The organism is Cellvibrio sp. PSBB006 (assembly GCF_002162135.1).
Classification (GTDB): domain Bacteria; phylum Pseudomonadota; class Gammaproteobacteria; order Pseudomonadales; family Cellvibrionaceae; genus Cellvibrio.
Genome location: NZ_CP021382.1, coordinates 1,728,536 through 1,745,785 on the forward strand (window position 1 = coordinate 1,728,536; position 17,250 = coordinate 1,745,785).

The 17,250-nt window shown below is 48.7% G+C and carries 10 protein-coding genes; 5 read left to right on the plus strand and 5 right to left on the minus strand.

The window, feature by feature from the left end:
- Positions 1-25: 25 nt before the first annotated feature.
- On the minus strand, positions 26-3,160 hold the full coding sequence (locus tag CBR65_RS07190; protein WP_087466228.1) for a TonB-dependent receptor: 3,135 nt from the start codon (positions 3,158-3,160) through the stop codon (positions 26-28).
- Positions 3,161-3,848: 688 nt separating this feature from the next.
- On the opposite strand from CBR65_RS07190, the gene CBR65_RS07195 reads away from it, so the two are divergent.
- Positions 3,849-4,736, plus strand: coding sequence for a ZIP family metal transporter (locus CBR65_RS07195; protein WP_087466229.1), 888 nt, complete (start codon positions 3,849-3,851; stop codon positions 4,734-4,736).
- 48 nt (positions 4,737-4,784) lie between these two features.
- Here the strand turns inward: CBR65_RS07195 and pgm are convergent, their stop codons facing one another.
- On the minus strand, positions 4,785-6,440 hold the full coding sequence (gene pgm / locus CBR65_RS07200) for a phosphoglucomutase (alpha-D-glucose-1,6-bisphosphate-dependent) (protein ID WP_232461379.1): 1,656 nt from the start codon (positions 6,438-6,440) through the stop codon (positions 4,785-4,787).
- A gap of 229 nt (positions 6,441-6,669) precedes the next feature.
- Between pgm and CBR65_RS07205 the strand changes: the two genes are divergently transcribed.
- The 4 genes from CBR65_RS07205 to CBR65_RS07220 all read left to right on the plus strand — a co-directional run bounded on the left by CBR65_RS07205 (position 6,670) and on the right by CBR65_RS07220 (position 11,385).
- On the plus strand, positions 6,670-7,614 hold the full coding sequence (locus tag CBR65_RS07205; protein ID WP_087466231.1) for a DnaJ C-terminal domain-containing protein: 945 nt from the start codon (positions 6,670-6,672) through the stop codon (positions 7,612-7,614).
- Complete coding sequence (locus tag CBR65_RS07210; protein ID WP_198300900.1) at positions 7,614-7,916, plus strand: chaperone modulator CbpM; 303 nt, start codon at positions 7,614-7,616, stop codon at positions 7,914-7,916. Before CBR65_RS07205 ends, CBR65_RS07210 begins: the two co-directional genes overlap by 1 nt.
- Positions 7,917-8,174: 258 nt before the next feature.
- The gene (locus CBR65_RS07215; protein WP_087466233.1) at positions 8,175-10,016 is read left to right on the plus strand and encodes a glycosyl hydrolase; all 1,842 of its coding nucleotides are present in this window, start codon (positions 8,175-8,177) and stop codon (positions 10,014-10,016) included.
- Between the two features lie 214 nt (positions 10,017-10,230).
- Positions 10,231-11,385: an AraC family transcriptional regulator gene (locus tag CBR65_RS07220; RefSeq protein ID WP_157672005.1), complete on the plus strand. Its 1,155-nt coding sequence runs from the start codon at positions 10,231-10,233 to the stop codon at positions 11,383-11,385.
- Here CBR65_RS07220 and CBR65_RS07225 read toward each other — a convergent pair.
- Genes CBR65_RS07225 through CBR65_RS07235 form a run of 3 tightly spaced genes read right to left on the minus strand, consistent with a single transcriptional unit; the run spans position 11,382 to position 17,191 of the window.
- Complete coding sequence (locus CBR65_RS07225) at positions 11,382-12,959, minus strand: tetratricopeptide repeat-containing sulfotransferase family protein (protein ID WP_087466235.1); 1,578 nt, start codon at positions 12,957-12,959, stop codon at positions 11,382-11,384. The genes CBR65_RS07220 and CBR65_RS07225 overlap by 4 nt on opposite strands.
- A gap of 18 nt (positions 12,960-12,977) precedes the next feature.
- The gene (locus tag CBR65_RS07230; RefSeq protein WP_198300901.1) at positions 12,978-15,539 is read right to left on the minus strand and encodes a family 20 glycosylhydrolase; all 2,562 of its coding nucleotides are present in this window, start codon (positions 15,537-15,539) and stop codon (positions 12,978-12,980) included.
- Positions 15,540-15,589: 50 nt separating this feature from the next.
- Positions 15,590-17,191, minus strand: a complete 1,602-nt coding sequence (locus CBR65_RS07235) for a discoidin domain-containing protein (RefSeq protein ID WP_087466236.1) — start codon at positions 17,189-17,191, stop codon at positions 15,590-15,592.
- Positions 17,192-17,250 lie beyond the last annotated feature (59 nt).

Here is a 17,250-nt window from a genome sequence, read left to right on the forward strand (position 1 = left end):
ATCATACTTCAAAAAGCTATCAAACTTAGAAGGTATAACGCGCAGACAAGGCGTAACGTGCACCTAGGATTTCAAGGCGAGTCAACTGTCTTTGCGAACGACCGTGCTGACGCTTATCTTCCTCAAGAACGTTGATACCCTCAAGCGTTACGGTGAAGTTGTCAGTGATTGCATAACCTACCGAAATATCAACTTGCGCGTAGTCTTCCGTGAACTGCGGCTCGTTAACACTAACGGCCGGGTTATCCAGGAACCCATCACGCCAGTTATAAGCGATACGCGCTTGCAGACCATCTTTATCATAAATGGCCGTCAAGTTAGCAGAGTCACTCAAACCGGTAAGGGCAAACTGAGTAACAGAAGGATCAGCTTCCACATCAAATGCCACAGAACCATTTACACCAGTGTAGTTAGCTTGCAAACCAAAGCCAGTGTCACCGAAGAAGTGCTGCACCGCAAATTCCCAACCGTACAAACGCGCGTCCTGAGAGTTAACCGGTGTTTGCACCAGGTTTACCGACAATGGATCGTTCGGCAGAGCAACGATGTCTACGCCATTTTCCCATGCTTCGTAAGGCTCAGAATCATAATCCGCGCCACAAAGGTTAACGTCTGGCGCATTTCGACAACCTTCTCCTGGAGTGCTCATTGATGCCACCATCTGGAACAGCGACTGCTGCGTTACTGGAATATTCCTCGCTTCCAATTCTGCAATCGCCGCCTCTGCTCTTGGACCATTAGTTGGATCACGAGTCTCTTCCAAGGTCGTCAGGATCTGTGCAGTACCAATGAAGTTGGGCACGCGCTTATCGAAGAAGCCGATAGATGCGTAGCTTGACTCGTTGTAGTACCACTCAACCGAAATATCCAGGTTATCCGATTCAATCGGCTTCAGACCAACATTACCGTTTCTCGCGCCGCCAGGATTACCACCCAGGATGGTAGGACCGCCGGCTGGACCACCGATGTTTCCAATACCTTCAGTGATATCGTTGTAGTTGGCACGAGCAATAGATTTACCCCAAGAGAAACGGGTAATCACATCATCGGTAACGTGAACAGCAATATCCAGGCTTGGCAGTACATGGCTGTAATCCGCCTCACCTACAACAACCGGGGCCGTAGCAACATTGCCCGTTTCTACAGTGAAGTCGTTATCACCCTGCCAAACCACTGCAGCACTGGCAACCTGGCTATTGGATTCAATTTCAGTTCTTTCGTAACGAATGCCCGCCAACACATCGACAGGCATATTACCCAGCTCACCTTGAACATCAACCTGGCTATAAATTGCGAAGATGTCTTCTTTGATGGTGCGGTTTACGTTGTCGTCTGGGTTTGGAGCCCAGGCAAGGCCGTTGGCCTCAGATAAATATTCACCCAACTTATCCGCATCGCCAATATAACCATTCAACATAACTTCTGCGGTACCACCAGATGCAGCATCGAAGAAGGCTTGTGCATCAGAGTCCAACGAAGTAGCGTAACCATCGAACAGAGAGCCGAAATCCAGTTCTTCAACCATGTCTCCGGGAATATCACCAGGATTGGCAACACCCCAACCACCCTCTAGCAAGGTTTGGTCAAATGAACTCTTGGACACATTCTCCATTGAACGGAAATCAACACCGAAATCAATCGCTGCGTCATTATCAAATTCAAAGCGACCATCTACCTTAACTTGAGTGATGTCGGACCAGGTACGGTCGTAGTTGATTTGGCGAACCGTTGAACCCAGATCACCTTTATCCAGCTCATTTGGAACCAAACCACCATCACGAACTGTACCAGTTATTGTACCAGTCGGATCAAAATCATCATCCCAGGAATTCACTAACAACATTAAATCGCCAGTGTTTACATAGCCGTGGCCATAACCGCCCACAGCACCAACACCCGTACTGAAGAAGTTACCAACAGCACCGTCACCTGGCAGACTTTCACTGCTTGAATCGTGGGCATCCAATGTTAAGGAGAACTGATCAGAGATATCCCATTTAACATTCAGGCCAAGTGATTCCAGGTTAGTTTGAACATGGCTTTGTTGTGGTGCGTAGTTAATATCACGCGGGATACCAGTCGGGTTTTCAATCCAGAAGTAAATCGGCGTAGCAACGGATTGGTTATCATCGAACTGGACATCCGCTGCCGGGAAGGTACCGCCCCCGAACCACAAGGACAATTCAGCACGGTTGTAGAACGACTCCTGCTCAGCAAGGGTGTAATCCAAGGTCGCTGTCAGATTTTCCATGGGACGGAATTGCAAGGTCAACTGGCCATTTGTACGTTCACGCTCGTAGTCCGCGTGAATATAGCGCACACCATTAGCAGAGTTAGTTTGGGTGCCGACTGGAGGAGCGTTTGTAACGTTAACAGTATCGACATTAAGGTCGTTGATACCTTCAAAAAAGGTTGCATCAGTGTAAGGGCCAGAATAATCAGACCAGTTGTTGATGAAAGCACCTGTTTGCGCACTGTCGCGACGCTGATGCGAGAACGACAAGGATGCACCGAACACTTCACTGTCATCTGTCCAGCTAACCAGACCCGATACTTCAGGCGTAACATCATCACCAATACGATTGGTAGTATCGTGCAATGCTTTTGCGCCGATGGTCGCTTTGAAACCTGGTGAATCAAGCGGACGGGTCGTTGTCAAGTTAACAGTTGCCCCAATACCCCCAGAACTGATGTTGGCCTTGCCGGTTTTATAAACTTGCACTCCTGATACACCTTCAGAGGCAATATTACTCATATCAAATGCGCGGCTATTAATCAAACCACCTATCTGGTTCAACTGAGACGCCGGCATAGTACGGCCATTCAGTGTCACCAGGTTATAGGTCGGACCGAAACCACGAACGGTAACCTGAAAACCTTCACCGTTTTGGCGATCAATAGAAACACCTGTAATACGTTGAAGAGATTCCGCCAAGTTGGAATCGGGAAACTTACCGATATCTTCTGCGCTGATTGCATCTACAACACCAGAGGAGTTGCGCTTGGTGTCCATAGATGCTTCCAAGCTAGCACGAATACCCGTTACTACAACTTCCTCAATAGCTTCTTGCGCAAGCGCAACGCCGCTGAGGCCAGTTAAAGTGGTGGAAGCAATAGCAGTGACGAGCAGTTTTTTCTTGAAGCTTTGTGTTTTATACATGGAGCTCTCCTTTATTATCATCAGGAATTAATTCCGGTACCACGCCTTACCCGACACAAACACCATGGGATTGGTGTTACATCGCGCAAGTTTCACCTTCGGGGAGAAGATGAATTCTTTTCCGGGAAATGCAGGAAACCCGGAGGTGCTTTTTCACTATTTTTCTTATTAAAGCGGGTATTGCCTCGCTGTTGACCTCACTCCCTCCCAGGGAGAATTCGCTAGATAAACGAGACGCTCGTCGCTTTGTGCAGCAAAACTACTCTTTAATGACAGCGCTGTCAACGGTGCCAATATATGAAAGCCGGAAAGCTTCACAGAGACTTTTATAGCATATTATCTTTGTGACTATAAGATAAAAAATCATCTTTGCAAAGGTGAAAATACATCACCAGTAAAAAAATAGCACCCTTTATTGTGTTAATGACCATTTCGCTTATAAGAATATATTTATCATAGCTAATCGCAATTAAATAGGAGGAAAGAAGAGAAATCCGCCTAAAATCTACTGCCGTTGAACTATGCGTCAAGATTTGCTTTTTTATTCTTTACATTTATAGCTGAAACAAATCAGGCTGGTAAATTAATTTAAATGGTAATGATTCTCTATTACAGCCATTATAAGTATTAAATTTAGCAATTGGTTTCATGGTCCTTATTAGATGATTGCCTAAACACTAGAATCGATATGAATACTCAAGTGATAACCTCTCTTACACCTATACGCCTGCTCGGTTTTACCATCCTGGCGGGCGGCGCGGTTGCCTTGGGTCACGAGGTGTGGCTCGCTATTCTATTTCACGATCCCCGTGTTGCCGACGCGTTGTTTGCCGGTTCGATTGCAGCCGCTGCCACGGCTCTCGGCACCTTGCCTGTGCTTTTCTCGCGCCGTTTATCAGAAAAGCTCGTCGATACTTTGCTGGGCTTTGGCGCGGGTGTCATGTTGGCCGCAACAGCATTCTCATTGATCATTCCGGCTCTCCAATCAGCACAGCAACTCGGCTACTCGACATGGCTCGCGAGCCTGATTGTCGGCGCAGGCATCTTGATAGGTGGTGCCCTATTGCTGTTCATTGATCACATTCTGCCGCACGAGCATTTCATCAAAGGACCCGAAGGCACCAAAGCGCGATCTTTACGACGCACCTGGCTATTTGTTTTTGCAATTTGCTTACACAATTTGCCAGAGGGCCTGGCAATAGGAGTGGCTTTTGGAGGTAGTGATGCGCTCGGTGCCAGTGCGCTGGCAACTGGCATCTCGATTCAGGATGTGCCCGAGGGTTTAGTGGTAGCCGTCGCACTGATTGCCGCGGGTTACTCGCGTTTACGAGCAATTCTTATCGGTTGTGCATCGGGTTTAATTGAACCGGTTGGCGCAGTATTGGGCGCGTCCATCGTAACCACTTCTGCGCAATTTTTACCTTGGGGATTGGCGCTGGCCGCCGGTGCCATGTTGTTTGTTATCAGTCATGAAATTATTCCTGAGTCCCACCGCAAAGGTCATGAACGTTTTGCAACGGCGGGATTAATGCTCGGTTTTGTGTTGATGATGGTGCTGGACACTGCGTTGGGATAATAAAAAGCCCACCGTTGATAGCGAGCTTTTTTCTCAATCTATCAAACATTAAATTAATGCCGCATCAACAATTGTTTGTGCTTCGTTTAAGATATCTCGCAGATGCGTTTCGCCTTTAAAACTTTCGCCATAAATTTTATAGATATCTTCAGTGCCCGAAGGTCGCGCCGCAAACCAGCCGTTTTCAGTAACCACTTTTAATCCCCCGATAGAGGCATTATTGCCCGGCGCCGTGGTCAATACAGCAGTGATCTTTTCACCGGCCAAAGCTGTCGACGTGACTTGCTCCGGAGAAAGTTTGGATAATTTGGCTTTTTGCTCCGCATTCGCAACAGCCTGGATACGGTCTGCAACCGGCTCGCCGTATTTTTGTGTTAGTTTTCGATAACACTCGCCGGGATCACGGCCGGTGCGAGCAATAATTTCAGCCGACAACAATGCTGGCGCCAGACCATCTTTATCCGTTGTCCACACGCGGCCATCGCGGCGCAAGAATGAAGCACCTGCGCTTTCTTCACCACCAAAGCCGAGCGAACCATCCTGCAAGCCCTGCGCAAACCACTTAAAACCCACGGGCACCTCCAACACTTTGCGACCAATGCCAGCGCTCACGCGATCAATCATCTGGCTGCTCACCAAGGTTTTACCTACAGCAGCGTCTTTACTCCACTCAGGGCGATGTTGGAATAAATAATCAATCGCTACAGACAAATAATGATTAGGTGGCATTAAACCCACACTGCTTGTCACGATACCGTGGCGGTCATGATCCGTGTCGCAGGCAAACGCAATATCAAAACGATCTTTTAATCCGATCAATCCATTCATCGCATAAGGTGATGATGGGTCCATGCGAATTTTTCCATCCCAATCTACTGTCATGAAACGAAATGTTGCATCGACCGTTTTATTCAGGACAGTAAGGTCGAGGCGATAACGTTCTGCAATCGCGCCCCAATAATTCACGCCCGCGCCACCGAGCGGGTCAACCCCCATGCGCACACCGGCGCTGCGAATAGCCTCCATATCAATGACATTGCCCATATCATTAACATAGTTATTTAAAAAATCGTAGGTATGCGTAGTGGGTGCACGCAACGCGCGCTCAAAGGGTATGCGCTTGACACCTTGTAAGTCCTGCTGCAAAAAAATGTTAGCTTGTTTTTCTATCCAACCGGTAACAGCAGTATCCGCAGGGCCGCCATTAGTCGGGTTATATTTAAAACCGCCACCATTCGGTGGATTGTGCGATGGCGTGATAACAATACCATCGGCCAGACCCGTGGTGCGGCCCTGGTTGTAAACCAGGATGGCTTGAGAGATGGCCGGCGTCGGCACATATTCACCACCGGCAGATATCATCACCTCCACCTCGTTAGCCGCCAATACTTCCAGCGCGCTCACAAATGCCGGTTCGGACAATGCGTGACTGTCGATTCCCATAAAAAGCGGACCGTCAATACCCTGCTCTTTTCGATATAAACAAATGGCTTGGGTAATTGCCAACACATGATATTCATTAAATGTTTTATCAAACGATGAGCCCCGATGGCCAGAGGTACCAAAGGCCACATTCTGACCGGGAACAGATACATCGGGAATTTCGCTGTAATATGCTGTGACCAGTTTGGCTACATTGATCAGAATGTCCGACGGTGCAATATGGCCAGCCAGTGGGCTGATCTTCATGGTTGATTCACTCAAGTGATTCTCCTTTTGTTATCGATGCCCAGCTATCCTACAGGATGGCGCGCTGACATCTATTCGTTAACCAACACAAGTTGACATTATCGGCCAGGAATCAGGAACTTTTTTGATCCGGCGCAAATCTGCTCAATAAAATCACGCTAGACTAGAGCGCAACGAAAGCCAATTTTACGCTCACCGCCGCATGATACCTCAAGCCGCTTTTGATCATTGCAGGAGCCGTTCAGTGGAATTCAAAGACTATTACCAAATACTCGGCGTGCCCAAAACGGCCACGGCAGAGGATATCAAAAAAGCCTACCGTAAACTCGCGCGTAAATATCATCCGGACGTGAGCAAAGAAACGGATGCAGAAAAACAGATGCGGGACGTTAATGAAGCTCGCGATGTATTAAGCGATCCTGAAAAACGCGCCGCTTATGATCAAATAGGCCAAGGTTATCGACCCGGACAGGAGTTCCATCCTCCACCTAATTGGGATCGAGATAATTGGGATGCAGGCTACGAATATAGCGGGCGCGGCTTTAGCGGTGCAGACACAGCAGATTTCAGCGATTTTTTTGCCAATCTGTTCGGCCAGGGTCGGCGCGCAGGTGGTTTTCAACAGCGCGGCGAGGACCGGCATGCCAAGATCCAGATTGATCTCGCTGATACCTATCAGGGCGCAACCAAAGCCCTCACGCTGCAAACTCATCAGCTCGACGATCAGGGGCGGATGTCGCTAACAGAACACACCCTGAATGTGCGTATCCCCAAAGGCGTAAAAGAAGGTCAACACATCCGCCTGAGCGGCAAAGGCAATCCGGGCGTGGGTGGCGGAGGTGCTGGCGATCTGTATCTGGAGATTCATTTCAAGCCTGATACGCGTTACCGCATCGATGGACGGGATGTATACGCCAGATTACCCGTTACGCCGTGGGAGGCTGCTTTGGGGGCTGTGATTGAAGCACCCACACCATCCGGTTCCGTCAAATTAACCATTCCTGCAAACTCACAGGCCGGACGCAAATTACGTCTAAAAGGTCGCGGTATTCCAGCGGACGAACCGGGCGATTTATATATGGAATTGGCTGTGGTTTTACCACCAGCTGATAACGATAAATCCCGTAAGTTATACGAAACCATGGCGAAGGAACTTAACTTCAACCCACGCAGAAATACGGGAGTCTGATGATGACTAAATCCGACACATTACAAGGTACACTACTCGACGACGTTGCATTGACTTGCGAAGAGTTGGCACGTGCGTGTTGCGTTGAGCCTCAGTGGGTCATAGAACATATTGAAACGGGTATACTCGGTGACGGCTCACGTTATGTTGAGACGTATCGCTTCACCAGTTATGACTTGAGACGCGCACGCCGAATTAGTCTATTGGAGCGGGATTTTGATGCCGTGCCGGAGCTGGCGGCTATGATGGTCGACTTAATGGAAGAAGTAGAACAATTAAGAAAACAAACGACGATTTCTTAAGCCGTCGTTATCAGCATCAAATATTTTCACGCCGGCCAAACGTTTATCAAGACGCCAAATTTTCGTTTTTGTGATTTATAAGACCTTCCTGTTTTGCAGGTGTGGCAAGATATACCCTCTTCATTACCGCACACAGTCACTTTAAAAAAACAATAATATAAAAAGAAGCACTGCCCATAGCAATTCAACCGGGTATTTGTCGTGCTCATATAACTCCAACAAAGCGCTACACAAATTCTTTTCTTACTGGAGAGCAACATGATTTTTTCACAACGAAACGCCATTGCAGTCTTTGCAATGACGTCAGCACTTCTATTGTTTGGCGGTACCGCGCAAGCCAACACGGTCACATCGAGTAACGGCACAGCTACCGCCAGTTTAACCATTCAAAGTGATTGGGGCAGCGGATATTGTGCGTCCGTTTCTATCAACAATCAGGGCGATGCTGCTACCACTACCTGGCAAGTAGTGGTTAATCCGAATAACGCCACGATCAACAATTTGTGGAACGGCAATCTCGCTAACAACATTGTTACCAGCATGAGTTACAACAGCCATATTGGTGTTGGCGGAAACGCCGGTTTCGGGTTTTGTGCCAACACCCACGGCGGTAATTATTTACCCACGTTGAGCAACCTCACCGTCAGCGGTGGTGGTAATAATCAGTCTTCCAGTTCATCGGTTGTCAGCAGTTCGTCGTCAATGATGTCGAGCAGCGTTTCATCCAGTTCAAGCGTGCCGGTTTCAAGCAGCTCCAGCTCGCTATCCAGTGTGGCCAGCTCGTCTTCTTCTAGCTCTAACAGTTCAAGCAATTCCAGTGAGCCGGAGATGATTCCGAATGCGGTAAGTAACGGCTGGCCCTATTGTCGCTCCGCCGATTCCGATCCGGATGGCGATGGCTGGGGCTGGGAAAACAGTTATTCCTGTATCGTGTACGGCTCTGCGGCAGATGCAGGTCCCGGTGACTTTCCGTATTGTTTAATCGGTGCGGATCAAATTACCTTGTGTGATTCTGATACCGGTAGTTGGGGCAACGAAGCCGGACAAATTTGTTTATCGCACAGCATGTGCCCCGGTATGGGAAGTGCCACTCAAGCGCCCATGCGCAGCACGCCAGTTAATCCAAATGCCGATGGCACAACACGAGATGTTTACGGCTACCTGCAATCCATTTGGGGCGAATACATGCTGTCGGGCCAAATGGATCTTACGTGGCAAGACAATATTGATCAGTATCAACGTGTGATCAATGATACCGATCGCGCGCCAGCGATCATGGGTTATGACTTTATGAACTACGGTTTGTATTGGAACGGCATCTCAGGCTTAACCCAGACAGAAGAAGCCATCGCACATTGGAATCGTGGCGGACTGGTTACTTTCACCTGGCACTGGCGCGATCCCGGTGCAGCCGAAGGCATTATTGGAGAGTTCTACACGGAAGATACCAGCTTCACGATTCCTATGCTGAACGGCGAGCTGGATACGTCCAGCACCAGTTTTGCCAATATCGAAGCCGACGTCGATATGATTGCGGCCGAGTTATTGCGATTGCAAGCCACTGGCGTAACGGTATTGTGGCGACCCTTGCACGAAGCTTCGGGCGGTTGGTTCTGGTGGGGCCGCAATGATCGCACTGACGAGGTGCCCGCTGCTTATGCGCAAGTTGCATTGTGGCAATACCTCTATGATCGTTTAACCAATCACTACGGTTTAAATAATCTTATTTGGGTGTGGAATGGTCAAAGCGCCGCCTGGTATCCGGGTGATGACGTTGTTGATATCGTCAGCTTTGATATTTATGACGGCAGTCAAAATTATGAATCGCAAATAGGCACCTATAACCAGGCCAAAGCCTACCCACACGAAGTCAAGATGGTTGCGCTGAGCGAAAACAACAACATCCCCGACCCGGACCTGATGGCTGCGGAAGGCGCCTGGTGGTTATATTTCATGGTTTGGAATGACACAGATACCGCTGAAGGTGTTACCAGTTCCAGCAACTTCTGGACCGGTGAGTATTACAACACCAACGCACACAAACGGCATGTGTACAACCACGAGCGTGTCATTACGTTAGACGAATTACCCGCATTTTAAATTAACCACCTGAAAAAAAGCCCGCGATAGATCGCGGGCTTTTTTATCCATTGCACCAAAACAACCACATTGAAACTTCGTTAAAAAATCCGCACACAAATGCAGAAAAGTGGCGCGATTATTTTGCTATTCTTGATGGAAGCAGATATAAATACAAATACCTCACCCGATAATGTTCAAATCCTTTCCGACGCTATACGATAGGCTACGAGTAATGGTTGATCCCATCTTCAACATCAATGATGTCATTCTCATCCTCACCATCGGATTAAGTTTAATCCTGGCGTTATTCCAGCCGATTCTTCCTGCGCGCGGCAAGTCAACAAGAATACTGCTCGCCACCTTTTTCCTGTGCCTGACCTTTTCAGATATCGGCGTCCTCTTGATCTGGAATGAATATATACCCAGAAACCCGACCATTTCTGTGCTGGTGCCCTACTTCTATTGCGCGTCCCTGCTGCTGAGAGCGCCGTTACTGATGCTCTACGTGCGTAGCATTACTGAGGAAAACTTTCGCCTGAAGCAAGCCTACCTGATACACCTGCTACCTATGATTATCGCTATGGTGATTATTGCGGTGTTTGATATCGACATTGATCGATTCAAGCTCGATACCTTCGGCATGGATCGCCTGCTGTATCATGTTATTGATGGCTTGTGGTACTCACTGAAGATCATCCCGTTAATGTATTTTATTGCCGCGACCTTGACCGTGCGCAACTACCATAAGATGCTCAAGCAACAGCATTCCGAATTGAATGAAACGGCGCTGTGGTGGCTGTATTACCTGACCTTGGGATTTGTGTTTGCCAGCGTCTGGTCGCTGACGCTCAGCGTGCTGGCGTATCTCTACCGACTCCCGCTTGGCGTTACCGATAATTACCTCAATTTTGTGCTGCTGATTGCGCTGTTTTATTACAGTGTCTCTCACGCGCAATATCTCACCACCACCAGGGAAGACGCCGAAGACACCAGTGAACCGGATGCACCCGTAGACACCAAACCTTTGGATTCAACAATTCGCAAGATCATGGATGGTATCAATGTCCAGAAGCTTTATCTGAATCAAAGTATCAACGTTGAGCAGTTTTCAGAGAAGATCGGTGTGCCCTACCGCGACGTTTCCTTTGCGATCAACAAGGCGTTTGGCACTAACTTTTTTGAGTTTATCAACTCTTATCGCATTGAAGAATCCAAGCAATACCTGAGCGATGAGAAATTTATCGACATGACGATCATGGAGATACTGATGGAGTCAGGATTTAACAGCAAGTCATCTTTTCAGCGGTTTTTCAAGCGTTTTACCGGCACATCCCCGACGGAATTCCGCCGCGAAGCGCTGCAAAAACAATTATCAGGCAAGGACTAACACGCAATTCCCGCTTCACGTAACAGGGCAATGACCGGCTGCAGTTGCGACGCATAATGGCGCCATTGTCCGACAGACTTTGCAGAGATCGGTTGGCGCACCTGCACGGCACTCGCAGTGGCAACGGGGTTGCGATTCTGTTCTATGTCGACACAACTTTCCTGCCATTCAAGTCCACAAAAATCCAGCAACTTGCGAACTTCCGCCGACGGATCAGCAACCAGTGCTTCATAGTTTACTGAATAACAAGTATCCGGCAGCAATGTCAGACACTCATCCATAAAACGCCGGAAATGAACGTAAAACTTTGCCGTTTCCAGCAGGCTCAGCGTGTAAGCAAAGGTTGTATCGTGAAAACTGAACAATTGTCGATAGTTGCTCATAATCGTATCGAGCGGATGACGGTCAAGAATCACAATTTTGGCATGGGGTAAAGCGCGCGCGATCATACCGGCGTAGAGTGCATTCAGCGGTAACTTATCAACGAGGAATTCTTTGTCGGCCTTCAGGTACCTGGTGCTCTCGCAATAATGTTTACCGATCTCATACCAGCTATCGCCCGACAGCTGGTTGAAAAAGAGCGGATCGATAAGGTCGATGCTATTTGATCCGATGTGCTTTTTAACCGCCGTGGAAAAATTGTATAGCTCACCACCAGTGGCGACACGGCTATGGCTCGACAAAATTCTCTCTATCAACGTGGTACCCGTTCTGGGCATTCCTACCACAAAGATGTGTCCTCCCTCCTCATAGCCAGCGCAGTGATTTGCCCAACCCGATGCCAGGTCATCGTGCAACCTGTTAAACAGTGGCTCATACGCATAAAAATCATAATCATCGCAGACTATTTTCTTTTGCTTCGCAGCATGGAGTGCCATATAGGCTGCATCGAAACTTTTTAGCGCTTCGTGCTCTTTGGATAACGCATGAGCCACACAGAGCGCGTCATCGACATTATGTGTGGACCCAAGCAGTTCACTTAACCGTTCAATATGATTTTGATTTTCAGTAATGCCGCCAAGGCTGGTGAGCGCAGCGTGGGCCTTAATGTAATCAGGCTTTAGTTCAATCGCTTTTTCATAGGCGTTCCGTGCACCATCAAAATCACCACAAAACTTCAGTGTCGATGCCAGATTGAAATAGGTGCCCGGTTGGATACCGCCCAGTGCAATCACTTTCGCAAAATAGGAGGACGCTTCTGCGTAACGATTCAGGCGATTATAGGTAACCGCCATCATGTCACAGGTTTCGATGGTGTGCCCTTCAAGTTGCTCGGCGAGCGATAATACTCGCAGTGCTTCAACCGTATCGCCGGACAAAACCAGGGCGCGGGCGAGGTAGGTTGCAATGGTGGGGTTGCGCGGATTCAACCGATGTGCCACCACCAGACATTCCACTTCTTTATGAAAATTTTTGTGGTCGTAGGCAATACGGCTTAGCAAAAAATACGCATCGAGGTTGTCTGGATGTGTAGCAAGGAACTCTGTCAACAGGAGATAAGCCTGTTGATAATGTCCCGTCACTATGGCATTACGCGCATCGTCAATGGCTGAAAAGCCGCTTGCACTCGACATCAAAACAACCTCTGTCTGTTATTCCACCTGTGTCACACGGCTGGTTTGATCGCCCAACCGACTTCTCACCAGAATGGTAGTCACACCCTGCTCCAACTCAAGGTTTTGCGGATACGTTCTCCACTGTTTACCACCATCGAGGCTATATTCAATCGCTAATCCCGGTAGGCTCGTATTCGCGAGAAGCAAACCTTTTTCGCGGACCACACCGGGAGGAGGCAGATAGAAATCAACGCCCGCGTGAGCCAACTTCGGTAATTCTTTTTCAACCAGCGTGTGAACGAATTGCCGCCACTCATCCCGGCGAGCCGCACTTTCGGGTTTGTCAGCCTCCCAGGACGCTTTGTACCATGCACGTTCAGCCATCACCAGGAGTCGCGGAAAAATCATTTCCTGAAATTGCGCTTTCGTGCGCACCGTCTCCGACCAGAGCTGCCCTTGCATGCCGAGAATATTTTCCGGCTTTTTCAACGGAACATGCACCCGACCAACCAATGCATTCAGATTTTCAATGTCAGCACCGGTAAAGGTTTTATCGGCGTTCGCGTACAGATTGTCGGGCATAAATCCAAAGACTTTGGATAAGTCCGAATAGCGTGTGGCCCAATGATAACCTCGCTCACTCGCGTGCGCTTCGTGAGGATGATCAAAATACAAATGTGTCGCTGAAGAAATGACCACACCGTAACCGGCATTGGCCAATCGATAAGCGCGGTCGGACAACCCGGATTCCCAGATATTATCCCAGGCGTTAGCGATAACCTGACGATTCTCCAAACGATCCCTCACAAAGACATTGTTGGGATCATACATCAAACCATCTTCCCAGCCGGCAAGTTCAAGGCCGCGTTTGCTGGTTATCTGCGACAATTTGCGCACGAAATAGGGCTTGAGATCTGCAACACCCATCACGTCACTATCGTTACTATCAAACATCGCCTGGCACGCACGCGATTGTGTCCAGGAACCGACACCGACTTCATCGCCACCCATATGGAAGATGGCTAATTTCTGCCCGGCAGTGCGGTACATCTGTTGCAATTCATAGATAACTTTTTCGGCAAAATGGTAAGTAGAAGGCAAGCATACATTGATGGCATTGTCCGAATAGGACTGTACCGTTAAGTATTGCGATTTATCATCCGGGTCGGACAACAAATATTGCTTCGCTGCATCGACATCACCCGTGCGATTCAGCTTTTTGTAACGCGCTTCAATCGCTTTCACAGCGGCGCGGGCGTGACCCGGCATGTCAATTTCGGGAATGATTTCAATATGACGCTGGGCAGCAAATTTTATAATCTCGACAAAGTCCACTACCGTTAAAAACCCATTACCGGCCGCTGTCGCATCAGGTCCATTACCAAGCTGGGGCAATAAACATTTTTCCTCCGCCAGATCAAAACAACGGTGTGCACCGATCTCGGTCAGCTCTGGCAATCCGGGAATTTCAATGCGCCATCCCTCATCGTCCGTCAGGTGAAGATGCAGCTTGTTGAGTTTGTAACGGCCCATCTGCTCAATCAAGGTCAAGACAGCATCCTTGCCGTGAAAATTGCGCGCAACGTCGTAATGCATCCCGCGCCACCCATAACGCGGCTCATCAAAAACCCGCACCGCTGGCAAGGCGTGCTGCGCTTTTTGCTCTGCCGGAAACAGGCTCATCAGACTTTGTATGCCGTAAAAAATACCGCGACTGTCACGGGCGGATATCGCAATGCGCGATCCGGTGATATTTAATTCGTAAGCGCCTTCAACGTCAGACGATGCACCCAGGTTCAGCTCTATCTGCCGTTCTTTTTTAACTGTCGGTGAGACGTTCACCTTAATACCCGCGTCCGCAAGACGCGCTTGTAAATACTCAACCTCAAATCGCAAGCCGCCTTTTTCAACGATGGACCAGGTGCTGTCAATCAATGTTTCGCCGCTGCTGTATTTGATCGTCTGGGGTGTCGGGATAATTCGGCGTGTGGCACTCGGCGCATCCTGATTGTTAATAGCCAGGTTCGCTTGATAACGACTGGTGGCCGTTACCACACCATACTGATCCTTCGGTTTATTAAAACGCAAATATTGTTCAGGACGAACAAAAGGTTTGACGAACGCCGTCAGGTCTTCCGTATCCGTATTAGCAAACACCGCGTAGCTGCCATCCGCCAATGCAATAAAGGCGCGCGGCATAAAATCACTGTAACTGCTGATGTGCGCCCTCGCCCGATATTTAATCAACAATGATTCGCCGATTTTCAATCCCTTGAATGCATCAGTGGGGGCGACTTCATGAAGGTCGCCCTGAATGCGCGTAATGGTGAAATCTTTATTATCCGTGGCGAGTATCCTGCGCACGGAGTGGATATATACCTTCCAGTTTGATTTTCCTGCTGGCAGCGCCGTAGCGGATTCATTGTGAATATGAATTCCCGCCAGGAATTCACCTTCTTTATCAAAATTACTGATGACTGAAAATTCCAGCGTCGCGCCTTTAGCAAAATCCGACAGCGCGTTCGACGTCAGACTTACCGCCCAACTGTGACTCGCGCTCATGACCAGCATTATTGCCAGCAGAAAAACCCTAACCATGCAGAACCTCATCTATACCGATTACACACCGGAATAAAAATGTCAAAAAATTAGTTGCCGTATACTTCCAGCTCAAACAAGGAAAACCCCCATTGCGGCAAGGCTTTTTGCGTACCGTAGATACGAACATAACGACCCGTACCAGTCAAACCGGTCTGGTCATTGATCAATGCATTATTACCGGTGACAGAACGCAGCGTTGTCCAGTTATTGCCATTGGTGGATATCTGAATCTGGTATGCAGTCGCGTAGGCCGCTTCCCACGTCAGCTTCACCCGATTGATGTTGTAATTGGCCCCAAGGTCGACCCGAATCCATTGATTACCGGAATATGCACTGGCCCAACGGGATGAAGTCGTGTTGCCGTCGACAATGCGATACGGCTCGTAGCCCGCTGCAATGAAAGATGATGCTGTAACCGTTTTGTTCAGCGCGAGATTCGGCGTAGTCGTACCACCACAATTTGCAGCGGGAGAAACCGTTGCAACGGAAGAGGTAAAACTGGTGGGATTACCGGCATCGTAACTGATCACGCGCGCGGCGTAATTGCCGTAATCCTGAGCGCGAACATTGTTCAGGGTTAATGTCGCCGTTTTCGAGCCGGCAACGTAGGCGTTATCACCAAGGCATACGCCGTCCTTCATCCAGCAATAGCTTTTTGTCGCTGCCGAGCTTGCCACGGACAGCGTCACTGAAGCACCAGTGCATGCCTGTTGGTTAACGGGATTCGCGGTAATGTGATTGGGTTTGCCCACATTAATATCGGCAAAATGGTTGTACAAAAACCAGGTTGGCCCCATCACTTCCAGATTATTTTTCCAGGTCGCCGACAGTGCGTTATAGCCATTAATCCAGGTTTTGTAGACTTGATCGTTAGGATGGGTTTCCAACCAGGGCCCCATAAAATAAGACGTAGGGTCACCCGTATTAGCCGGGCCTTCGTTGGAAAATATCGGCGCGATACGCACTTTACGGCTTGCACCCGCCAGATACTGAAGCCGTTCAATACCGTAATCAATAATGCCGACATCGGTTTGCCGATAAAAGTGCACCAGTACCCGATCCGCCGTATTACCCAAAGCAATCCCTTCTGCCTCCGTAATCCATCCGATATAAATTTCACTCTCCAGATTGTGCGTGGCACCAAGTGAATTGAAATAGTTGAGGATACTAATGGCATTATTAAACGCGGTTGCGCGATTGGCTTGGTTCCAGAATTCATACTCCAGATTCAATACATCTATACGTTCATTTGCGGTGTGGGCATTGTTGTAGGAAACCACCATGTCCGCTGATTCCGCAGCGCCCAAAGCTGCGCCAATCTGATGAATGCCGTAGTCCGCGCGCGCGCGGGAAATCAAGGACGCCAACTGACTCGCACGCGTGGATGTCACATCCATGCCTTCCAGGTTGTACATGATCAGATAGTTAACACCGTTGTTGCGCGCGAAGTTCAACAGCGCATTTTCTTTGGCGGTGTTACCCAGAATACCGGTTGTACCGTAGCCCACAGCGACGTACATACCATTAATGCTGGTGCAATCACCACCGGCATAAGCAGAAGGCGTTTGTGCTGCCGCGCTGCCACTTAATATCAGAATACAGAGCAGAATTTTTACATTGAACAACCATGACGAGAGTTTATTTTTCATAGCCAATTCTCTTATTGGATTAAATTTATAAATCTGACCGAACCAACATCATGAAACGA